The 21,961-nt window shown below is 61.0% G+C and carries 21 protein-coding genes and 1 tRNA gene; 14 read left to right on the top strand and 8 right to left on the bottom strand.

The features are described 5' to 3' along the window. Positions 1-7 precede the first annotated feature (7 nt). On the bottom strand, positions 8-709 hold the full coding sequence (locus tag G5195_RS09615) for a short-chain dehydrogenase (RefSeq protein ID WP_266135536.1): 702 nt from the start codon (positions 707-709) through the stop codon (positions 8-10). A gap of 87 nt (positions 710-796) precedes the next feature. Beyond that, on the bottom strand, positions 797-1,204 hold the full coding sequence (locus G5195_RS09620) for a helix-turn-helix domain-containing protein (RefSeq protein ID WP_033137628.1): 408 nt from the start codon (positions 1,202-1,204) through the stop codon (positions 797-799). 149 nt (positions 1,205-1,353) lie between these two features. On the opposite strand from G5195_RS09620, the gene G5195_RS09625 reads away from it, so the two are divergent. Further along, positions 1,354-2,253, top strand: coding sequence for an aldo/keto reductase (locus G5195_RS09625; protein WP_421236058.1), 900 nt, complete (start codon positions 1,354-1,356; stop codon positions 2,251-2,253). Positions 2,254-2,324: 71 nt separating this feature from the next. On the opposite strand, the gene G5195_RS09630 is transcribed toward G5195_RS09625, so the two are convergent. After that, the gene (locus G5195_RS09630; protein WP_005337180.1) at positions 2,325-2,606 is read right to left on the bottom strand and encodes an RNA recognition motif domain-containing protein; all 282 of its coding nucleotides are present in this window, start codon (positions 2,604-2,606) and stop codon (positions 2,325-2,327) included. A 216-nt stretch (positions 2,607-2,822) separates the two neighbouring features. After that, positions 2,823-3,365 carry a hypothetical protein gene (locus G5195_RS09635; protein ID WP_323915199.1) on the bottom strand — a complete coding sequence of 181 codons (543 nt, stop codon included), beginning with the start codon at positions 3,363-3,365 and terminating at the stop codon, positions 2,823-2,825. Between the two features lie 106 nt (positions 3,366-3,471). Here G5195_RS09635 and G5195_RS09640 point away from each other — a divergent pair, with 106 nt between their 5' ends. From G5195_RS09640 to G5195_RS09680, 9 genes are all read left to right on the top strand, one after another. Next, positions 3,472-4,242, top strand: coding sequence for an amino acid ABC transporter ATP-binding protein (locus G5195_RS09640; protein WP_421221590.1), 771 nt, complete (start codon positions 3,472-3,474; stop codon positions 4,240-4,242). Further along, positions 4,235-5,032 carry an amino acid ABC transporter permease gene (locus G5195_RS09645; RefSeq protein ID WP_216978992.1) on the top strand — a complete coding sequence of 266 codons (798 nt, stop codon included), beginning with the start codon at positions 4,235-4,237 and terminating at the stop codon, positions 5,030-5,032. The genes G5195_RS09640 and G5195_RS09645 overlap by 8 nt, the downstream gene beginning before the upstream one ends. 2 nt (positions 5,033-5,034) lie before the next feature. After that, positions 5,035-5,856 carry a transporter substrate-binding domain-containing protein gene (locus G5195_RS09650; RefSeq protein WP_043823663.1) on the top strand — a complete coding sequence of 274 codons (822 nt, stop codon included), beginning with the start codon at positions 5,035-5,037 and terminating at the stop codon, positions 5,854-5,856. Next, positions 5,856-6,761 (top strand): amino acid ABC transporter permease, encoded by a 906-nt coding sequence (locus tag G5195_RS09655; protein ID WP_216978993.1) that lies wholly within the window; start codon positions 5,856-5,858, stop codon positions 6,759-6,761. The genes G5195_RS09650 and G5195_RS09655 overlap by 1 nt, the downstream gene beginning before the upstream one ends. Next, positions 6,755-7,492, top strand: coding sequence for a penicillin-insensitive murein endopeptidase (mepA, locus tag G5195_RS09660; RefSeq protein WP_421221592.1), 738 nt, complete (start codon positions 6,755-6,757; stop codon positions 7,490-7,492). Before G5195_RS09655 ends, mepA begins: the two co-directional genes overlap by 7 nt. Positions 7,493-7,577: 85 nt before the next feature. Then, positions 7,578-8,168, top strand: coding sequence for a LemA family protein (locus G5195_RS09665; RefSeq protein WP_005346564.1), 591 nt, complete (start codon positions 7,578-7,580; stop codon positions 8,166-8,168). After that, positions 8,165-8,890, top strand: coding sequence for a TPM domain-containing protein (locus G5195_RS09670; protein WP_005346567.1), 726 nt, complete (start codon positions 8,165-8,167; stop codon positions 8,888-8,890). The genes G5195_RS09665 and G5195_RS09670 overlap by 4 nt, the downstream gene beginning before the upstream one ends. Positions 8,891-8,910: 20 nt before the next feature. Next, positions 8,911-9,528, top strand: coding sequence for a TPM domain-containing protein (locus G5195_RS09675; protein ID WP_120414070.1), 618 nt, complete (start codon positions 8,911-8,913; stop codon positions 9,526-9,528). 145 nt (positions 9,529-9,673) lie between these two features. Continuing rightward, positions 9,674-9,761: transfer RNA gene (locus G5195_RS09680), tRNA-Ser, on the top strand. Between the two features lie 450 nt (positions 9,762-10,211). On the opposite strand, the gene G5195_RS09685 is transcribed toward G5195_RS09680, so the two are convergent. The 4 genes from G5195_RS09685 to G5195_RS09700 all read right to left on the bottom strand — a co-directional run bounded on the left by G5195_RS09685 (position 10,212) and on the right by G5195_RS09700 (position 16,477). After that, positions 10,212-12,107, bottom strand: a complete 1,896-nt coding sequence (locus tag G5195_RS09685; RefSeq protein ID WP_199258754.1) for a DEAD/DEAH box helicase — start codon at positions 12,105-12,107, stop codon at positions 10,212-10,214. Between the two features lie 180 nt (positions 12,108-12,287). After that, the gene (locus G5195_RS09690; RefSeq protein WP_227342547.1) at positions 12,288-12,749 is read right to left on the bottom strand and encodes a hotdog fold thioesterase; all 462 of its coding nucleotides are present in this window, start codon (positions 12,747-12,749) and stop codon (positions 12,288-12,290) included. A gap of 168 nt (positions 12,750-12,917) precedes the next feature. After that, positions 12,918-13,406 (bottom strand): hypothetical protein, encoded by a 489-nt coding sequence (locus G5195_RS09695; RefSeq protein WP_421236059.1) that lies wholly within the window; start codon positions 13,404-13,406, stop codon positions 12,918-12,920. Then, positions 13,406-16,477, bottom strand: a complete 3,072-nt coding sequence (locus G5195_RS09700) for an FAD-binding and (Fe-S)-binding domain-containing protein (RefSeq protein ID WP_421236060.1) — start codon at positions 16,475-16,477, stop codon at positions 13,406-13,408. Before G5195_RS09700 ends, G5195_RS09695 begins: the two co-directional genes overlap by 1 nt. Positions 16,478-16,643: 166 nt before the next feature. Here G5195_RS09700 and G5195_RS09705 point away from each other — a divergent pair, with 166 nt between their 5' ends. The 4 genes from G5195_RS09705 to G5195_RS09720 all read left to right on the top strand — a co-directional run bounded on the left by G5195_RS09705 (position 16,644) and on the right by G5195_RS09720 (position 21,859). Further along, positions 16,644-17,570 (top strand): cation diffusion facilitator family transporter, encoded by a 927-nt coding sequence (locus G5195_RS09705; protein ID WP_266135624.1) that lies wholly within the window; start codon positions 16,644-16,646, stop codon positions 17,568-17,570. A gap of 301 nt (positions 17,571-17,871) precedes the next feature. Further along, complete coding sequence (locus G5195_RS09710) at positions 17,872-19,407, top strand: TerC family protein (RefSeq protein ID WP_266135625.1); 1,536 nt, start codon at positions 17,872-17,874, stop codon at positions 19,405-19,407. 196 nt (positions 19,408-19,603) lie between these two features. Then, positions 19,604-20,725, top strand: a complete 1,122-nt coding sequence (locus G5195_RS09715) for an alkene reductase (protein ID WP_421236061.1) — start codon at positions 19,604-19,606, stop codon at positions 20,723-20,725. A gap of 147 nt (positions 20,726-20,872) precedes the next feature. Beyond that, complete coding sequence (locus G5195_RS09720; RefSeq protein ID WP_421236062.1) at positions 20,873-21,859, top strand: zinc-binding dehydrogenase; 987 nt, start codon at positions 20,873-20,875, stop codon at positions 21,857-21,859. Positions 21,860-21,961: the final 102 nt, after the last annotated feature.

Genomic DNA, 21,961 nt, shown 5'->3' on the forward strand with positions numbered 1-21,961 from the left:
GCGGGATTTACCAAGGCAGCGGCTGACCGTTCAGATCCAGTAGCTGGCCCGATTGGGCCAATGATAACCCCTTGATGAGATTGAGCAGTTTCACCGCCACCTCGGCAGGATCCAGCAATTGATCCGCGGGCAACTCGCTCAGAAAGGGGGTATTCATCGGGGAGTCCATCAAGCCGGGCGCAACGGCCACCACCCCTGCTTGCGGGAAACGCTGCGTCCACTCAAGGGCCAGGGTTTTCACCCCCATGTCGAGGGCCGCCTTGCTCATCCGGTAGCTGTAACGTCCCCCCTCCAGATTGGCGGTGATGGAGCCCGCCAGATCGGAGATGGCGCAGAGCCACAGCGGATGGTCATTGCCCATCAACCGGCTGAAACGGGCAGCCAGCGCCAGTGTTGGCCAGGCATTGGCCAGCAGGCTGTCGCACAGCCACTTGGGGTGCACCTCTTCGACCCGCCGCTCCGGCATAAAGCTGACATCGTGCAACACGCCGATGGTATTGATCACAACGGTGGGAAGCGGATCGCAATCGTAGAGGGTAAACAAGGCATCGAACGAGATGGCATCGACATCTGGCAGCGGGAAGAAGTCCTCCATCTCGATCCCTTTGGGATAGTTGCGCCCGGCCAGCAGGAATGACTCCCCCCTTGCCATCAGCTCTCTTGCCAGCGCCGAGCCCAGCGCACCACTTCCGAGGATCAAGTAGCTCATCGCCCATTCCATGGAGACTTATCTTGCTTAGAGCGTATCAGAATAATCAACCGGCCGTGACACGACCAAAGGGTAATATGCTCCTCATCACGCTTCCCCCAGATGGCGGCCAAACTCCCGCGCCAGCGCCAAGTCGAGAAAACCGTCCGCTTTCTTGTGGGTGCGCAAAAACTGGTAGTAGGCGAGCAGGGTGACCAGCGCCTCCTCATCGGGCAGCCCCACCCCGGGTTGCTGCTCGCCCAGCAGTTGCTGCGCCGCAGCCAGCGCCTCCCTGTCCACCACTTCCGCCTGACGGTAGAGATAACCGCATCCGGTCGCCAGCCACTCCAGCGAGCAGTTGGCCCCCATGGCGATCTGGTTGGCCCGCGCCAGGCCAGGCTCGGCCCCCTTCAAATATTTGCGGATCAGCGCTTCACTGAGCCCCACCTTGCGGGCAAAGGCGCTCACGCTCATCTCCCCGATCAGGCTCTGCAAGCGCTCGGCAAATCCTTCCATCCAATTATCTCCCCAACTCTCTTCGGTCAGAACCAAAGTTCGAATCATGCCACTGTCCATTATTGCTTTGCCAGCCACATGGGGCCAAGATGCCCGCAGTCATCCATGTTGCACATCGTTTTCGCATCGCGTTTTTAAAGGAGTCAACCATGTCTGTATCCCGTGTCGCCCTGCATCCGCAAGGCCCCACCTTCTCTCGCCTCATCATGGGTTACTGGCGCCTGATGGAGTGGCAGCTCTCTCCGGCCGCTCTGCTCGATCTGATGAAATATCATCTGGATCTGGGGGTCACCACCATCGATCACGCCGATATCTATGGTGGCTACCAGTGCGAAGAGGCCTTTGGTCACGCCCTACGCCTCGAGCCTTCCCTGCGCAGCCGGATGGAGATCGTCACCAAGTGCGGTATCGCCCTCACCGCCAAGCCGGAGCATGCTCTCAACCACTACAACACCGGCAAGGACCATATCATCGCCAGCGCCGAGGCCTCGCTTCGCAAGCTCGGCACCGACCATCTGGACCTGCTGCTGATCCACCGCCCGGATCCCCTGATGAACGCCGATGGTGTGGCCGACGCCTTTATCACCCTGAAACAGGCGGGTAAGATCAAGCACGCCGGGGTATCCAACTTCACCGCCCGTCAGTTCGAGCTACTGCAATCGCGCCTCCCCTTCCCGCTAGTCACCAACCAGCTGGAGATCTCGCCGCTTCATCAGGAAGGGACCCTCGATGGTACCCTGGATCAGTGCCAGCAGCTTGGCATCAAGCCGATGGCCTGGTCATGTCTCGGCGGCGGCCGACTGTTCAGCGATGAGGCCTATGCCCCGCTGCGTGCCGAACTGGAGCAGATCCGTCAGGAAGTGGGCGCCCAGACTATCGAGCAGGTGGTCTACGCTTGGGTAATGATGCTGCCAAGCCAGCCGCTGCCATTGATTGGCTCCGGCAAGCGGGAGCGGATTGCCGCCGCCGTGGCCGCCGAATCCATCGAGCTTAACCGCCAGCAGTGGTTCCGCATCCGCAAGGCGGCGCTCGGTTACGACGTCCCCTGATCACAACAAAACGTACAGAAACAAAAACGGCATGGGGGAAACCCATGCCGTTTTTTTATTGCCGAGGCACCTTAGCGGTGGCGCTGTTGCGGGCGACCACGGGGAGCATCTGTCTTCGGTTTGGCCTGGTTGACGGTGATGGTACGGCCACCGACTTCAGTGCCATGCAGACCAGCGATGGCCTTCTCGGCATCACCATTGACCGGCATTTCAATAAAACCAAACCCCTTTGACTGGCCGGTATCGCGGTCGATGATGATATCAACCTTGTCGACCTGTCCAAACTGGCTGAACAGGGTTTTCAGTTCGTCGGCCGTCATCCGGTACGACAGATTTCCTACGTAAATCTTCATGCCATCCACTCTCGATTCAAGGTGCCTTCTCTATGCAATTCCCAGCATAACGGTAAGGGCACAACCCCTATGCCGGACCTGCCATGGCTTCATGCCGTGGCCTTCTCCACACTGTCGTCAAGTGATTGATCTCTTGGGTTAACAGTGCAGACAAGATCAATTCGAGTCACTGGCAGTATCTGAGCTTTGCCGGGAATTGTCGAGAAAATAGTCGACTCAGGCCGATTGCAGATCTGACAACCGTTGCGCCAGCATCCGGCGACCGTGCCAGGCCCGTTTAAAGCCGAAGCGATAGACAGACGGGCTCACCAGATGCAGCTCCCCCGCCTTGAGATCCAGCAAGGCCATGGCCGCCGCCAGCTCATCTTCACTCAGTTGCAGATCGAGGCTGAAGTCGAGCCACTGGCCGTCGTGACCCACTCGTCGCTCCCGTTCAAGCGCCACCAGCTGGTTGCGGGGCAGCGCCAGCGCCTCATCCTTGTTGCCATTGAGCAGATAGATATGCTGTTCATCCCACCCCAGCTCCGCCAGGCGCCAGGGCTGCCAGCTGCGGGGCAGCGACACCATGATCCCGGTGATGCCACCAAAGACCACGCCCACCCAGTTGAGCAGCGCCATGGCGCCCCAGCCATCCCACAAGGAGGCCACCACCACGCCCCAACTCACCAGCAACAGCAGAAAAATGACGCAGCGATAGCGAACCGCTGGCGGCATCAACAGCTGCACCTGCGAACCGGCAAGCAAGGATGTAATACGCATGAAAAGCTCCTGTCATCACGAAATGGCGCCATTGTGAATAGCCATCAGGATGCTGACAAGGGGGTTTTCTTTGTCATCCCCCTATAAAATCAATACCATGGCGTAAATGATTCTCAGTGGAACCTGCTTCTTGACCAGCTCGCAACCCTGTGTGCGCTTTTGTGGCGTCGACAAATTCTATGGCAACTTTCAGGCTCTACATCACATCGATCTCACCATTGAACGGGGAGAGAAGTGGGTTATCTGTGGCCCGTCAGGCTCGGGAAAATCGACCCTGATCCGCACCATCAACGGGCTGGAGGGGATCGACGACGGCCAGCTGTTCCTGTTTGGCGAGCCGGTGACCCCTTCCTACCTGCGCCGCCTGCAAGGTCGGGTTGGCATGGTGTTTCAGCAGTTCAACCTCTTCCCCCATATGACGGTGCTGGAAAACCTGATGGTGGCGCCGGTGCATACCCTGGGGTTGCGCCCTGAGGAGGCCAAAGCCCGGGCGCTCGGGCTGCTCGAGCGGGTGCGCATTCAGGCGCAGGCCGACAAGTACCCTCACCAGCTCTCCGGCGGCCAGCAGCAGCGGGTCGCCATCGCCCGCTCCCTCTGCATGCAACCCGAGCTGATGCTGTTTGACGAGCCCACCTCCGCCCTCGACCCCGAGATGATTCGCGAAGTGCTCGATGTAATCCGCGAGCTGGCTGACGAGGGGATGACCCTGATCTGCGTCACCCACGAGATGGGCTTTGCCCGTCAGGTGGCGGATCGGGTGCTCTTTATGGATGAGGGGAAGATCATCGAGTCAGCCCCGCCCGCCCAGCTGTTCAACGCCCCCCGGCACCCGCGAACCCGGGCCTTCCTCGAACAGGTGCTTAGCTATCATGGCTAGGCTCAATCGCCCCCGCCTGCTTGGCTGGCTGTCGGGCACTGTGATGCTCTCTGCGCTACTGGGCTGGGCGCTCTATAGCGGCGCTCGCCAGATGGGCTATGAGTGGCAGTGGCCGCGGGTGTTGCCCTTTCTCGGCGAGTGGGATGAGGGAACCTTTTATGCCGGCCCCTTGCTAAACGGCCTGCTGGTCACTTTGCAGGTGGCGCTGCTCAGCCTGTTGGGCACTCTGGCGGTCGGGGTGTGCGTGGTCAGCCTGCGGCTGCTCCCCTCTCGGCTCGGCCCATGGCTCGCCATCGCTTATCTGGCGCTGGTGCGCACCACGCCCCAGCTGGTGCAGCTCTATATTCTCTATTTCTTGCTGGGCCCCATGCTGGGATTGGCCCCCCTTGCCTGCGCCGTGTTGAGCCTCTCCCTCTATCAGGGCGCTTTCACCGCCGAAGTGCTGCGTGCAGGCGTACAGGCCATTCCCAAAGGACAGTGGGAGGCAGCCCAGTCGCTTGGCTTGTCGCGAACCATCACCCTGCGCAAGGTGATCCTGCCCCAGCTGGTGCGCATCACCTTGCCGCCGCTCACCAACGAGCTGGTCTCCCTTATCAAACATTCGGCGCTGGTGAGTGTGATCGCCATCTTCGATCTGACCAACGAAGGGCGTACTCTGGTTGCCGATACGTTTCTGACCTTTGAGGTGTGGTTTACCGTAGCTGCCCTCTATTTGCTGTTAACCCTGACGCTGTCAGCCTGTTCGCGGGCACTGGCCCGTCACCTGAATCCGGATCAACAAGGACGCTAACCATGAATCTGTCATTCAAGACCACCCTGTCGGGCGCAGCCCTGCTGCTGGCAAGCCTGCTCACTCCGGCACTGGCAGAAACTGCCCCCTCCGACACCCAGGCGCAGATCGAGCAGAGCGGTACCCTGCGGGTCGGCATGTCCACCTTCGCCCCCTGGGCGATGCGCGACAAGCAGGGGGCCCTGATCGGTTTCGAGATTGACGTGGCCCGTCGCCTCGCCACAGATAACGGCTGGCAGGTAGAGTTCGTGCCTACCGCCTGGGATGGCATCATCCCCTCCCTGTTGGCGAAAAAGTATGACGTCATCATCGGCGGCCTCACCATCACCCCCGAGCGGGAGAAGAGCGTGCGCTTCACCCAGGCCTACTCCCATTCGGGGGTGCAGCTGGCCGCCTCCAGCACCATGGCCAAAGAGAAGAAAACCGTGGCGGACTTCAACCAGCGCGGGGTGATCCTGGCGGTACGTCGTGGCGCCTCACCGGTACAGGTGGCAAAAGAACACTTCCCCAAGGCCACCCTGCGCCAGTTCGATGACGAGTCACAGGTATTTCAGGAGGTGCTGAACGGCCGCGCCCACGGCGCCCTCTCCTCTTCCCCGAAACCCGAGCAAGAGGCGCTGCGCCACCCGGATGCCCTCTTTATGCCGTTTGCCGAGCCGTTGGCACAAGGCGATGAAGGCTTTGCCCTGCGCAAGGGGGATGATGCCCTGGCTGAGCAGTTCAACGAGTGGATCGCCGCCCGTCAGGCCGATGGCTGGCTCAAGGCGCGCCATGACTACTGGTTCAAGTCGCTGGCGTGGGAAGCACAGGTCGCCAATCCCTGATGCTGATTGCTCTAAAAGAGACCATCCGGCGCATCGTCCGTGGGGCATGTCGGAACATCAACTGGCTAGATGGGGCGATCGCCCTGATCCTGCTGCTGGCTGGCCTCTGGCTGGCCAGCCGCCTGCACATCGGGGTGGCCTATCAGTGGCGCTGGCATGAGGCCTTCGATCTGCTGTTCACCCCTGGCCCTCACGGCGAGTTGCCCTACTTTTTCAGCGGTCTGCTCACCACCTTGCGCATCGCCCTGCTCGGCATGGTGCTGGCGCTGCTGCTCGGCACTGCGCTGGGGGTAGCCGCCTTCAGCCGCCGCCCCTGGCTGGTGATGCCCGCGACCCTGTTTATCCAGCTGATCCGCAATTTGCCGCCGCTGGTCTTTATCTTCATCTTCTACTTCTTTATCGCCAACCAGCTGCTGCCTGCGAGCGGCCTCTCCCGCTGGCTCGGCACCGTATCACTCTCCCCGTGGCAAGCCGCGTTGTTTGGCCCACCTGCCCGCTGGGAAAACCTCATCTCAGGCACCCTCTGCGTTGGCATGATCAGCGCAGCCTTCGTCGCCGAGATCGTCCGCGCCGGGCTGGCCGCCATCCCCCGTGGCCAGTGGGAGGCGGCGCAGAGCCTCGGGCTCTCCCCCTGGGTGCGGCTGCGCCATGTGATCCTGCCGCAGGCCATGCTGCTGATGCTCCCCCCCCTCACCGGCCAGCTCATTGCGCTGGTGAAGGATACCGCCATCGTTTCCCTTATCTCGGTACAGGAGCTCACCTTCGTCGGCACCGAGATGGCCAACTCCAGCGGACTGGTCTACGAGATCTGGCTGCTGGTGGCCGCGGCCTATTTATTTATATGTTTGAGTCTGTTCGTATTGCTGAGCCGACTCGAAGCAAGACAAGGAGCACGCACATGCTGACGTCCCTGTTGCTGGCGGCCGTATTGCAAGCGGAAGCCATCGGTGGTTATGCCGCCGGTTGCCTGAAAAACGGCGTATCCCTGCCCCTCGAAGGGCCGGGGTATCAGGTGATCCGCACCAAGCGGCTGCGCTACTACGGCCACCCCGACCTCATCCACTATCTGCAGACGCTGGCCAACCAGACCCGCATGGCCGGGCTGCCAGATCTCTACATCGCTGATCTGGCGATGGCCCGGGGCGGCCCCTTTACCTCTGGCCATCGCAGCCATCAGACCGGACTTGATGCCGATATCTGGTTTCGCATGGCCAACCGCCCCATCAGCAAATGGGAGCAGGATGCCCCCAAGGAGTGGGCACTGATCGACGAACCCAGCTACAAGATGTTACCGGGCCGCTTTGGCCCACAGCAGCTCACCTTGCTGCGACTGGCGGCCAGCAAACCCGAGGTGGCCCGCATCTTCGTCAATCCGGTGATCAAATCCGCGGTCTGCCAACAGGCTGGTAACGAACCGTGGGTCGCCAAGCTACGCCCCTGGGTGGGCCACTTCAGCCACTTCCACGTGCGGCTGCGCTGCCCGGTGGGCAGCCCAGATTGCGAGCCCCAGGCTCCCATTCCGCCCGGCAATGGCTGTGGGGAAGAGCTGGCCTCCTGGCTCAAAGACAAGCCCCAGTTGCCCAAGGTCTCCGGCATCAACAAGCGACCCGAGCTACCTGCGCGTTGTGGCAACTGACCCCAAGCTGGTATGGTGGTGCACTCTTGGTCGTACACCATCCATGGCGCACTATCGACTCGAAATATCAAAGGAGAACAACAAGATGGCCACATCACTCTGGCGCAGAACCACGCAGAGCCTGTTGACCCTGACCCTGCTGCTCGGCCTGACCGGCTGCGGCATGAACAACATCCCGACCCTGGATGAGCAGGTTAAAGCAAGCTGGGGGCAGGTGGAGAACCAGTATCAGCGCCGCGCCGACCTCATTCCCAATCTGGTCGCCACCGTCAAGGGCTACGCCAGCCATGAGCAGGAGACCCTAAAGGCGGTCACCGATGCCCGCGCCCGGGTCGGCAGCGTGCAGGTGAGCGACCCTGCCCAGCTCAAGGAGTTTGAAGCGGCCCAGAACCAGCTCTCCAGCGCCCTCTCCCGCCTGATGGTGGTGGTAGAACGCTACCCCGAGCTGAAAGCGGATCAGCAGTTCCTTGCCCTGCAGGCCCAATTGGAAGGAACCGAGAACCGCATCTCGGTGGCTCGCCGCGACTATATCGAGGCGGTGCGCCAGTTCAATACCGAGATCCGCACTTTCCCCGGCGTCATCTGGTCCAAGCTGCTCTACTCGGACCTGGAGGCCAAACCCAGTTTCAGTGCCAAACCCGGTGCCGATGAGGCGCCCAAGGTCAGCTTCCAATGAAGATGATGCTGCGCTGGTTTCTTCCCTGTCTGCTGCTCTGGGCCAGTGCCCTGCAAGCGGCACCGGACTTCCCGACGCTGAGCGGACGGGTGGTGGATGAAGCCAGTCTGATGTCCCGCAAACAGGCCCATCAACTGACCCAACAGCTGGCCGCCTTTGAAAAGCGCAGCGGTATCCAGCTGGTGGTGGTCTCTGTCGACAGCCTCGATGGGGAGACTATCGAGGAGTACGGCTACCAGCTCGGTCGCCACTGGGGGATCGGCCAGAAAGGCAAAAACAATGGCGTGCTGTTGCTGATCGCCCAGGATGAGCGCAAGGTGCGGATCGAGGTGGGATATGGGCTAGAAGGCGCCCTGCCCGACGCCATCGCCGCCAACATCATCCATGGCCGCATCCTGCCCGCCTTCAAACGCGGCGATATGGTGGCCGGGATCATGGCGGGCAGCCAGAGCATCATGAAGGCACTCGCCGGAGAGTATCAGCCGGTCGAGCAGCCGAAAAGTGACAACGGCGGCGGCCCCTGGCTGTTTATTCTGGTGGTGATTGCGATGATCGTGCTCCACAACCTGCGCGGCGGTGGTGGCGGTGGGCCGGGAGGACGACGTCGGTCGGCCTACATGGCCGGTGGATTGGGTGCCGGCTCCTTTGGTGGTCGCTCCGGCGGCGGATTCAGCGGTGGCGGCGGCAGTTTTGGCGGCGGCGGAGCCTCCGGTGGCTGGTAACAGGAGTAAAGAGACAAATCATGATTTCTAAACAGTTCTTCCACACGCTTCAGGCAAAGGTGCGCGAAGCGGAGCTAGAGACTGATGCTGAACTGGTCACCGTGCTGGCCCCGGCCAGCGATGGCTATCGCTACATTCCCACCCTCTGGGCGGCGCTGCTGGCGATGCTCACCCCGCTGCTGGTGTTCCAGCTCGGCTTCTGGCTCGGCTGGTACGAAATCCTGCTGGTGCAGTGGTCGGTCTGGCTGCTGCTGAGCCTGCTGTTCCACTGGACCCCCATCAAGATGCGACTCATCCCGAAGACGGTTCGCCAGCACCGGGCGGCCCTGATGGCTCGCCTGCAATTTGTCGAGCAGGGGCTGCACCGCACCCGCGACCGGCTCGGGGTGCTGATCTTCGTCTCGGCCGCCGAGCACTATGTAGAAATACTGGTGGATGACGGCATCGCCCAGCATATCGACAACGGCCAGTGGCAGGAGATCATCGACGACTTCGTGGCGCGCGTGCGCAACAAGGAGATCGAACAGGGTTTTCTGGAGTGCGTGGAGCGCGTTAGCGCCATTCTGACCGATGCCTTCCCGGCCACCCGGGATCAAAACGAGCTGCCGGACAGTCTGATCATCCTCGACAAGCCCTGATCCGGTTTAAAAAACCGGCATTCTGCACAAGGGTTAGGCATTCGGAAAAGATTATGAAAAATAAGGGGAAAAGAGGTTGACCCACACAGCCCTTTCCCCTAAATTACGCCCCGTTCCAGCGCAACAGCGCAGCGAACGAAAAATTGGTGAGGTGTCCGAGTGGCTGAAGGAGCACGCCTGGAAAGTGTGTATACGGCAACGTATCGAGGGTTCGAATCCCTCCCTCACCGCCAAATTTAAAAAAACCGACCTCAGGGTCGGTTTTTTGCTTTCCGGAAAACACAAACATCGGTGCCGACAACGGCAACAACGACAAAAACAGGTGAGCACTCTCGCCAGACCATCGCCTGTATGAGCAACACCTCCCCGGCACTTCCCATGGAGCAGCTGGTTGGGCATGGGCTTGCTCATCGCCGTTGTGTCATTAGCCGGCATGCCCCCCTTTTCTAACGCTCAGCGACGGGTACCCAGCAAACCACCCTCAGGGCGATGGTGAGGCATGCCACGTCGGCGTCATCTATCTCCTCAGCATGACAGCTTTATGGCAGCCTGAGCGCTCACCACAAGGCTCTGAGCACAGTTTTCCTGTTATCCTCGGCGCACCAGCACCTTACCGCCTCGCGAGAGGCTGGCACAAAAAAAGGCCGCTCAATGAGCGGCCTTCTTCATAACGGGATCAGCAATCAGCTTTCGCGGCGCTTGCCACCGAATTTGCGATCTTTGTTGAAACCACCTTCGCGGCGATCCTTGTTGAACGGACGGTCACCCTGCGGACGGCGATCCTTGTTGAAAGGACGGTCGCCACGGAACGGACGATCACCGCGCGGCGGACGGCTGCTGGTGTTGCCACCGGCCGGCACCTCGGTGTAGCGAGTGATCTGCAGCGGACGCTGGCAAACACGGGCTTTCTTGATCACTTCCAGCACATCGGCGCTAATGCCCTTGGGCAGGTCAACGGTGGAGAAGTCGTCAGCGATGTCGATGTTGCCGATGAAGCGGCTCTCGATATTCGCTTCGTTGGCGATGGCGCCCACGATCTGGCCCGGCTTGACGCCGTGATGGGCACCCACGTCGACACGGTAGCGCTCCATCTCCACGTCCGGGTTGTCTTTCAGCGGACGCGGCTCCAGGGACGGCATGCGACGGGCCGGACGATCGCCACGGTCACCGAAGTCACGACCGCCGCGATCGTTGAAGTCACGACGCTCGAAGCCACCACGATCGTTGCTGTTGTTGAACAGCGGATCCGGGATGGAGTCATCCAGCAGCAGCGGTTGGTCGCCCTGTACCAGCTTGGCCAGTGCGGCAGCCAGCTCCAGCGGATCGGCAGAATCTTCTTCGATCAGCTCGTTTACCAGGTTGTGGTAGATCTCGAGCTCTTCGCCCATCATGGTTTCGCGGATGCGCTCCTTGAACTTGGCCAGACGGTGCTGGTTGATGTCCTCGGTGCTCGGCATCTTCATCGGCTCGATGGCCTGACGGGTTGCGTGCTCGATGGCGCGCAGCATGCGACGCTCGCGCGGAGCCACGAACAGGATGGCCTCGCCCTTGCGACCGGCACGACCGGTACGGCCGATACGGTGAACGTAGGATTCGGTGTCGTACGGAATGTCGTAGTTCACTACGTGGGTGATACGCTCAACGTCCAGACCACGGGCAACCACGTCGGTGGCGATCAGGATGTCCAGCTGGCCCTGACGCAGCTTGTCAACGGTACGCTCACGCAGCTTCTGCGGGATGTCACCGTGCAGCGCTTCACAGGCGTGGCCACGTGCGGCCAGCTTGCCAGCCAGCTCTTCGGCAGCGTTCTTGGTACGTACGAATACCAGCAGGGCTTCGTAGGATTCCACTTCCAGCAGGCGGGTCATGGCGTCCAGCTTGTGCAGACCGGTTACCTGCCAGTAACGCTGGCGAATAGTGGTAGCGGTAGCAGTCTTGGAGGCGATCTTGATCTCTTTGGGCTGCTTCAGGTGCTTCTGGGCCACGCGACGGATCTGCTCCGGCATGGTGGCAGAGAACAGAGCAACCTGACGAGAGCTCGGGCACTGCTCCATGATCCAGTCCACGTCGTCGATGAAGCCCATACGCAGCATTTCATCAGCTTCGTCCAGTACCAGAGCTTTCAGGCCGGAGAGGTCCAGGTTCTTGCGACGGATCAGATCCATCACGCGGCCCGGAGTACCGACGACAACCTGGGCACCACGACGCAGGGCGCGGGTCTGGGTTTCGTAGGAGGCACCACCGTAGATCGGCAGCACGTGGAAATCAGGCATGTGGTGTGCATAGCGTTGGCACGCTTCAGCCACCTGCAGCGCCAGTTCGCGGGTAGGCGCCAGCACCAGGATCTGGGTGTTGCGGTTACCAGCTTCCAGACGAGACAACAGAGGCAAGGCAAAAGCAGCGGTCTTCCCTGTACCGGTTTGCGCCTGCCCCAGCAGATCGTGTCCCGCCATCAGGTGGGGAATTGCTGCGGCCTGGATCGGTGACGGGCGCTCATAGCCCACGTCCTGCAGCGCTTTCAATACAGGCGCGGCCAGTCCAAGCTCACTAAAAAGGGGCAGTTGTTCGGTATCAGACATAGATTCTTCCAGATTAAGGCAGGCGGCTAACACCGCGGAATAGCAAAAAGGCGGCGATTATAGCGCCACTTTGTTCTGCTGTCTTGAAAAATGTGATAAGCCTCTCAAGACGTTGGCAATTATAGAGGGATCTGGCGAGTATGGCTTGCTTATTTTGCACTCATAGTGCGTTATTGCAGATCACTCCTCTCTGGAGTCCTTGCCCCGCTTGTGTTTGAGCACCGCCATGGTCAGTCGGCTGGTGCACAATAAACGCTCACGTTCGTCCCGAATTTCAATCTGCCACACCTGGGTCGTTGCTCCCAGATGGAGCGGCGTGCAACGCCCGGTCACCACCCCTTCCCGCTTGGCTCGCAGATGGTTGGCATTCACCTCCAGCCCCACACAGTAGCTATCTGGCCCGACAGCCATATTGGCGGCAATCGATCCCAAGGTTTCCGCCAGCACCACGGATGCGCCGCCATGCAGCATGCCAAGGGGCTGGTGCGTACGGTGATCCACCGGCATGATCGCTTCCAGCCAATCGGAGCCAAAAGCCGTGTAGACGATATCGAGATGGGCCATCAGGGTGTTGCGAGAGGTGGCGTTGAGTCCCTCCAGACTCATGGGTTTACGCCAGATGGGCGCAATATCGTGGCTCATTGCGAGCAGACTCCTTATGTAAGCGATGAATGCGTACCGATATGAGTGAAACGCCCTCCATCGACAAAATGGTTCGGTTATATGAGTTGTTGGTTACCGGGTGACATGTTAACAACGCAGCCCCGACTCGGAACTGCGTGTTACACAATCATGCCCTTAAGCGGGATGTCACCAGGGGTAGGTAACGCCGGGCCACTCAGCCCAGGGCACTTCTCGCCCCGGCAAGCGGGGCTCTGGCCACTGCCAAACGTTGGCGAGCCAGTCGCGCAGCTGAATCTCCAGCTCCTCATCCGTGATTGGCGCCTCGGCCACCTTCCAGAAGAAGAGCTCCACCGCTACCTCAGGCAACACCGAGGGGTAGAGATAAACCCCGCCCCAAAATTGCGGCTCCCGATCCGGGCTCCAGAGGCCATAGGCAAAGGAGCGCTTGGCCAGAAACTCCGACTGCTGCCACTCCAGATCCCCTTCGTGCTGGCTCAGGCTGAAGTTGGCGGAGGGCCAGATATCATTCGGGCGAAACAGCTGATGGAGCTGCTCACGCTCGCGCAACATGGCGACAAACTCCACCACCGCCTGAGCGGGGGTGGCGGGTAATAGCAAGAAACGCGGGTGCCGATAGGCCTTCGCCACCCGAAACCGCTTGGGAAACGTCAGCATCAGAGCAGCTCCAGCAGGGCTTGCAATGGATGTTTGAGCTTTTCCCCCTCCATCCGCTTGACCTGACTGCGGCACGAATAGCCGGTCGCCAGACAGCGCGCTTTGGGTAGACGGGCTAGCGGGTCAGCCCAGCTCAACCCATAAATGCCCTTGGAGTTCTCCACCTGTTTGACGTCGTGACCATAGGTGCCCGCCATACCGCAGCAACCCACAGAGACTGGCTGCAAGCTGGCCCCGAAGCGGCCAAACAGGGTGCTCCAGTCGCCGTGAGTGGAGGGCTTGGCGGTCTTCTCGGTGCAGTGGGCAAAGAGATACCAGGGCTCGCCCCCCTCCTCGCTCTTGGTCTTGTCAGTGCGAGCAGGCAGTTGATCTTCTGGCAGCGAGAGCAGCCACTCCTGCGGCAACAACACCTGAAAATCACCGCGGGCCGACCCCAGCGCCTTGGCATACTCGTCGCGATAGCAGAGCACCATGGCCGGATCCACCCCCACCATGGGAATGCCAAGCGCCGCCACCTTGTTGAGGAACTGGGCGCTGTTGGCGGCGGTGCGGGCAAAGGCGCGCAGGAACCCCTTGATATGCTGGGGTTTACCGTTGGGTTTAAAGGGCAGCAAGTAGGGCTGGAAGCCGAGCTTGCTGGCGAGTTTCACCAGGTCGCGCACCACAGGGGCGTCGTAATAACTGGTGAAGGGATCCTGCACGATGAGCACCACCTGCTTGCGCTGCTCGACGCTCATCCGCTCCAGTCCCGGCAGATCAAAATAGCGGGCACGGTTATCGTGCAGGCTCTCGGCAAGGGTCGGCACTGAGAGCAGCGGCACATCCACCATGCCGATGCTCTTCTCGGTCGCCTTCTGGGCCCACTCTTTTTCGAGGAAAAAGTTGACCAGCTTCGGCGCCTTGGCAAGCAACGGCGCATAGCTCTCCACCGTGCCGACGAAGTAATCCTTGGGGGCGCGCAGGTAGCGGCCGTGATAAAGCTGCATAAAGCGGGCGCGAAAATCGGGTACATCCACCTTGATCGGGCACTGGCTGGTGCACGCCTTGCAGGCCAGACAGCCAGCCATCGCCTCCATCACCTCGTGGGAGAAATCATACTCGCCGCGCTGTTTGGCCCAGCTGTTGCGCACCTTGTCCACCAGCTGTTTGAAGCGCACACCACCGGATTGCAGTGCCACCTCTTCCGCCAACGGATCGAAGCCCTGCTCCGCCAGCTGACGCAACCATTCACGCATCAGGCCCGCCCGCCCCTTGGGGGAGTGGCGGCGATCGCGGCTGATCTTGACCGAGGGGCACATGGGGGAGTCGGTCTCGAAGGTGAAACAGAGACCATTGCCGTTGCAATCCATGGCGCGGGTGTAGCTGGTGCGCACCGCGAGCGGGATCTGGCGGTCATACTTGCCGCGCTTGGGGCCATCCACCGACACCAGCTCGGCGCCGCTACCGTAGGGGATACAGATCTTGCCCGGGTTGATGCGGTTAGCCGGGTCGAACGTCCCCTTGACCCGCTGCAGCTCTTCCCACAGCTCGCCAAAGAAGGCGGGGCTGTATTCGGAACGAAAGCCCTTGCCGTGCTCGCCCCACATCAGGCCGCCATATTTGGCGGTGAGCGCCACCACCTGATCGGAGATGCGGCGCAGCAGCACCTCCTGCTCGGGATCGCACAAGTCCAGCGCAGGGCGCACGTGCAGCACACCGGCATCGACGTGGCCAAACATGCCGTAGTCGAGGCCGTGGGCGTCGAGCAGGGCACGAAACTCCATGATGAAATCGGCCAGTGACTCTGGCGGCACGGCGGTATCTTCGGTGAAGGCGACCGGCTTCTTGCGTCCTTCAGCGTTGCCCAGCAGCCCCACCGACTTCTTGCGCATGGTGTAGATGGTCTCGATGCTCGGCAGGTGGTCACACACCTGATAGCCGATGATCCCCGCCTCGCCCTTGGCCAGCAGGTCGTCGATACGGCGGCAGAGCTCCGCCACCTTGGCCTTGTGTTCTGCCTCGTCGGTATCGGCAAACTCGACGATGTTGAGCCCCTGCAGATCCTTGCCGGGCACATCCTGAATAAGTTCTTTCACCGAATGCCAGATGATGTCGGCACGGGCCAGCCCAAGCACCCGGGAGTCCACCGTCTCCACCGACAGCGCTTGCGCCTGCACCATAAAGGGGGCGTTGCGCAGAGCCGAAGGAAAGCTGTCGTACTTGACGTTCACGAGCGTACGGTAGCGCGGGATGGGGGTGATATTTAGTTTGGCCTCGGTGATAAAGCCCAAGGATCCTTCCGAGCCGCACAGCACCCGACTCACATCCAGCGTGTCGGTATCGGGTTGATAGAGGTGCTTGAGATCGTAACCGGTCAGAAAGCGATTGAGCTTGGGGAAGGTCGCCTCGATGTCGGCGCGACGCTCCTTGCCGATGCGATAGAGGGTGCGATAGATCTCCCCTTCCCGATTCTCCAGCGCCAGCTTGTCGGCCAGTCGCTCACCGGTCAGCGGCTCGGTGGCCATGATGTCACCGTTCTCCAGCACCGCCTTGAGACCCAGCACGTGATCCGAGGTTTTACCGTAAACGAGGGACCCCTGCCCCGAGGCGTCGGTGTTGATCATGCCCCCTAAGGTGGCGCGGTTGGAGGTGGAAAGATCCGGCGAGAAGAAGTAGCCATGGGGCTTGAGATAGGCGTTGAGCTGGTCTTTCACCACCCCGGCCTGGGCACGCACCCACCCCTCTTCCAGATTAATTTCCATGATCTGGTTCATATAACGGGAGAGATCGACGATAATGCCGCCGCCCAATGACTGGCCATTGGTGCCGGTACCGCCACCGCGAGGGAAAAAACTCAGGGAGGCGAACGCCGGCTCAGCCGCCAGCTTGAGCATCACTGCTATGTCATCCGCACTGCGCGGATAGAGAACCGCCTGAGGTACTACCTGATAGACGCTGTTATCCGTCGCCATCGCTAATCGGCTTGCATAAGACTTTTCGATATCACCACGAAAGGCGCTGCGCCCTAGCAACTCTAGGAACGACAGGGTTGTGGGTGACAAACTGTCCTGGTAATCGAGTCTCGGGATCATGAATCCTTGTTCCCTTATTTGCTTGATGCCGGCACGCCGGCGACAACGACTGGCCAGCCGCCTGTCAATGGCAGTCAGGCCAGTCCGCTCACATGTGAGCGGGCAGTATATCAGCTAGAAAACCGCTTGCGCTTGGCAATATTCACCATTTGAAAGGAGGACTTTTATGGCTCACCACAGCCATGTTATCAGTACGCTGGTCACCACCGAAAAACAGGCGCTTACCCTGTCGCTGTTCGGTTGTATCACCTTTGCCATCTTCGGCATCGGCTACGGCCTCTTCGTCGGTTCCAACGCCATCATGCTCGATGGTATCTTCACCCTGTTCAGCATGGGCATGACAGGCCTCGGTCTTGTTACCGCCTATCTCGTTACCCGTCCTTCCGATGCGCGCTTCCAGTATGGCTACGCCCACTTCGAGCCCATCACCAACGTTATCAACGGCTCCATTATTCTGCTGCTCTGCCTTGGCGCTCTCTATAGCGGCATCACCACCCTGCTGGATGGCGGACGAGAGATCGATCTCGGCCACGCCCTTATCTATGCCGCCGTCTCCACCTTCTTCTGCGCCATCATCTATCGCATCGAAGCCCAGGTTGCCGAACAGGTAGACTCCGAGCTGGTGCGGGTCGACTCCAAGGAGTGGCTGGTGGATACCCTGCTCAGCGCCACCCTGCTTATCGGTTTCGTGGTCGCCATTGGCCTTGATGCCATCGGCTACGGCCAATACAACCGCTACATAGACCCGGTGCTGGTCTCGCTGCTGGCCCTCTGTGCCACCCTCATTCCCATCAAGGTGCTCGGTCGCAACCTGCGGGAAGTGCTGAAAATTGCCCCCAGAGGGGATGTCTCCCAACTGGTCGAGAGCGAAGTCGAGGCGCTGCGCCAGCGCCATGGCGTCGAGTGCTACAGCCATCTGGCCAAGAGCGGGCGCCGCTTCGATCTGGAATTGAACATTCTGGTGGCACCGGGCCAGGAGTGGCCGGTCGAACGGCAGGATGCCCTGCGCCAGGAGCTCTGGTCCCGCCTCGGCGATAGCCTTGGGGATGCCTGGCTGTCGGTCTGTTTCACCCGCGAAAAGCGCTGGTTGTAACGACCGCACGGGGGAGCGCGGCACCGCCGCCTCCCCCTGTCGCATCACAACCCCCGATTACGCCCACTGACGCGGCTCTTGCCAAATCGGCGCCAGCCGCTATCATCAGGGCTCATTTTTCACCCGAGGTTTTATTGCCCATCATGGACAATCCCCGAAGTTGCCCTTCGTCTCTCTCTGTCAAAGCCTATCTTTTTCTGCTTCATCAGCGCCTCTGAATAACACCTTTGCCTTGCTGTTACTGCGGCCATCGTGCGCCGTGATCACTCTCTGCTCTGTCTGTTTTTATTGAGGTCATACAATGGAATTGCTGCTGGATCCCCATATCTGGATCGGTCTGTTTACCCTGATCATTCTGGAAATCGTGCTGGGGATCGACAACCTGGTCTTTATCGCCATCCTGGTGAAAAAACTGCCCCCCGCCCAACGGGACAAGGCACGCATCATCGGCCTGTCGCTGGCCCTGCTGATGCGACTTGGGCTCTTGAGCGTCATGTCATGGCTGGTCACCCTGACCACCCCGATTTTGCACCTGTGGGATCACCCCTTCTCCGGTCGGGACCTGATCCTGATGGGAGGCGGCCTGTTCCTGCTGTTCAAGGCTACCTCCGAGCTGCATGAGCGGCTGGAAGCCAAACCCCAGGATGACGGCCCTGTCGGCGCCTACGCCAGCTTCGGCGTGGTGATCGCCCAAATTCTGGTGCTCGATGCGGTCTTCTCGCTCGACTCCATCATCACCGCCGTCGGCATGGTGGAACACCTTGGCGTCATGATGGCCGCCGTGACCATCGCCATGGTGGTGATGGTGCTCGCCTCCAAGCCGCTGACCCGCTTCGTCAACGCCCACCCGACCGTGGTGGTGCTCTGCCTGAGCTTCCTGCTGATGATCGGTTTCAGCCTGGTGGCGGAGGGCTTTGGCTTCCATATTCCGAAGGGCTACCTCTACGCAGCCATCGGCTTCTCGGTGCTGATCGAGTTTTTCAACCAGCTGGCCCAGCGCAGCGCCATGCGTCACGAATCCAAGCTGCCCCTGCGTGAGCGCACCACCGCCGCCATCTTCAAATTGATGGGGAGCAAGGCGTATCAGGACAGACCGGATGACGATCTGGATGCCGCACCTGCCGAACCGCTCAGCTTTGGCGAGGAGGAGCGCTATATGGTGACCGGCGTGCTGTCGCTGGCCGAGCGCTCCATTCGCACCATCATGACCCCGCGCTCCGAGATGGCCTGGATCGATATCAACGACTCCAGCGACGAAATCCGTGCCCTGCTGCAGCGCGAGCCCCACAGCCTGTTCCCTATCTGTGACGGGGATCTGGACGAGGTGATCGGGGTGGTCAAGGCGCGCGACCTGCTGTTTGCCTTGAACGAAGGGCAATCCTTGAGCGAACTGGCCAAGCAGAACGACCCCATTATCGTGCCGCAGACCATCAACGTGATTAAGCTGCTGGCGGAGCTGCGCAAAGCCAAGGGGAGCCTTATTCTGGTCTCCGACGAGTTTGGCGTGATCCAGGGGCTGGTCACCACCCACGATCTGCTGGAGGCCATCGTCGGCGAGCTGCCGGACGAGGACGAAACCCCGGATATCGTGCGCGATGGCGAAGGGTGGCTGATCAACGGCAGCACCAACATCCACCATGTGGAGCAGGTGCTGGAGCACGAGGGGCTGGTGAGCGAGAGCGATGAATACGTGACCCTGGCGGGCATGCTGCTCTCCCACTTCGGCACTCTGCCCACCCCGGGTCAGCAGTTGCAACTGCAGCAGCTCAACTTCGAGGTGATCGAGGTGAGCGAGCGGCGCATCGAGCGGGTGAAAGTGATGCCCGCCGCGGCTTGAGCCTGCCACCAGCAGAATACAGAAGAGGGCCAGACGGCCCTCTTTTTTATGCTTCAACTTTATGCCTCAACGCCTTCTTTCCCGGCGGTTTGTGCTGATTGCTGCATCAAGCACAATTCTCTTGTGCAATTACCCCTCTTTTTCACAACAAGATGGCGGCATAAAGTGGCCTAACTTCCACCATGAGGAACTCAAGATGAGCCACGATCACCTGTTCTGCCCCCTGCGCCTTGGCCAGCTGCACCTTGCCAACCGCATCGTCATGCCCCCCATGACCCGCTCCCGTGCCAGTCAGCCCGGTGATGTGGCCAACGCCATGATGGCGAGCTACTACGCCCAGCGCGCCGAGGCGGGCCTGATCATCAGCGAAGGCACCCAAATCGACCCCATGGGCAAGGGCTACGCCTGGACGCCTGGCATCTACAGCGCAGAGCAGATCGCTGGCTGGAAGCTTGTAACCGATGCCGTGCACGCCAAGGGGGGCACCATCTTCGCCCAGCTCTGGCACGTGGGCCGGGTCACCCATCCGGACAACATCGGCGGCGCCCAGCCCATCTCCGCTTCAGCCCTGCCCGCAGTGGGCGTCAAGGTGTTCGTCGATAACGGCAGCGATGCCCCCGGCTTTGTCGAGACCGTCACTCCGCGCGCCATGACTCAAGCCGATATCGATGCGGTGGTGGGCCAGTTCCGTCAGGCGGCCCGCAACGCCATCAGCGCCGGTTTTGACGGCATCGAGCTGCACGCCGCCAACGGTTATCTGATCAACCAGTTCCTCGACTCCGAATCCAACGCCCGCACCGACAGTTATGGCGGATCGCTGGAAAACCGGCTGCGCTTTCTCAAAGAGGTGACAGAGGCGGTCAGTAGTGAAATCGGGGTCGAACGTGTCGGGGTGCGTCTTGCGCCGCTCACCACCCTCAACGGCACAGTCGATGCCAATCCGCAGGAGACCTATCTGGCGGCCGCCCGCCTGCTGGGCCAGCTCAACGTGGTCTACCTGCACATTGCCGAGGCGGACTGGGACGATGCCCCCCTGATGCCGGAGAACTTCAAGCTGGGTCTGCGCGATGCCTTCCCCAACACCCTGATCTACGCCGGTAAATATGATGGTGATCGCGCACGCGCCGCCCTCGACGCGGGCTGGGCCGACATGATTGGCTTTGGCCGCCCCTTCGTTGCCAACCCGGATCTGCCGAACCGGCTGCGCCACGGCTATCCGCTGGCCCCCCACGATCCGGCCACCCTGTTCGGCGGCGGCGAGGAAGGGCTGACCGACTACCCCGTCTATCAGGCCGATGACGCAACCGTCAACCGCTGATTGCCGATGACTAATCGGCCACGTGAAGCAGGCCCCACAGGTAGGGGCCTGCCGTATTGTTGCCCATTAGCAACAGTGATATGACTGACCGAATCACTGTTGCAATGATCTCGTTGTTCTCTCCCCTCGCTTTCACAAGGAGTCATCATGAATCACACCCAAGCCTGGTGCTGGCATGCCCCCGGTGAACCGACCCAGCTGACCCTCGCCGATCTGCCCCTGGCACCGCTCGCCCCTGACGAGGTACTGGTAGCCAACCGGGTTATCGCTTTCAACCCGGTGGACTGGAAGCTGATCGAATATGGCCACTCCAACTGGCAGGAGGGTCAGGTGCCCGGCGTCGATGGCATGGGCACTATCGTGGCCCTCGGCGCCAACGTCAGCCATCTGCGCCTCGGTGCCCGGGTCGCCTATCACACCGACCTGCGCCACCACGGCAGCTTTGCCCGCCACACCCGGGTACCAGCCCGCGCCCTGCTGCCAGTGCCCGATGCCCTGAGTGACGAGGCGGCCGCCGCCCTGCCCTGTCCCGGCCTCACTGCGTGGCAGGCGCTGGCCAAGCTGCCGCGCCTGCACGGGGAAGCGCTGCTCATCACCGGCGCCGGCAGCAGTGTCGGCCGCTTTGCGGTGCAGCTCGCCCTCCAGCAAGGAGCGCGAGTCTTTGCCAGCGCCAGCCCACGCCACCATCAGTGGCTCAAACAGATCGGCGTGCAGGGGGTGGCCGATTATCGGGATCCCGAGTGGCTGGCCACCTTGCAGGCGGCCAACGGCAACGAGCCGTTCGAGGGGATCATCGATCTGGTCTCCAGCCAACAGGCAGAGAGCTTGCTGCCCGCGCTGGGCTACTACGGCCATATGGTGACTGTGCTGGGGCGCATCCCGCACAATCCGCTGCCCGCCTTTGCCCATTGCCACTCGTTACACGAGATTGCACTGGGTGCCCAGCACGCCTTTGGCTCGGACAAACAGTGGAGCCGACTGGTGGCCGCCGGGGTCGCCATGATGGAGCAGATAGCGAGCGGCGAGCTGACCCTGCCGCCGCTGGTGGTCGGCGACTTTGAGGTGCTGCCTACCCTGCTCGAGCGCTTCAAGCGCGAAGGACAGGGTGAGAAGTTTCTGGTGCGAGTGGCATAACGCTGACTTTCCCTGATAACCACACCGACCATTGAAACGAAAGAGGCCCGCCAGTGACGGCGGGCCTCTCTTTATATAGTGCATGTCATCTCGACTTCATTG

The organism is Aeromonas sp. 601039 (assembly GCF_049174415.1).
Classification (GTDB): Bacteria; Pseudomonadota; Gammaproteobacteria; order Enterobacterales; family Aeromonadaceae; genus Aeromonas; species Aeromonas veronii_A.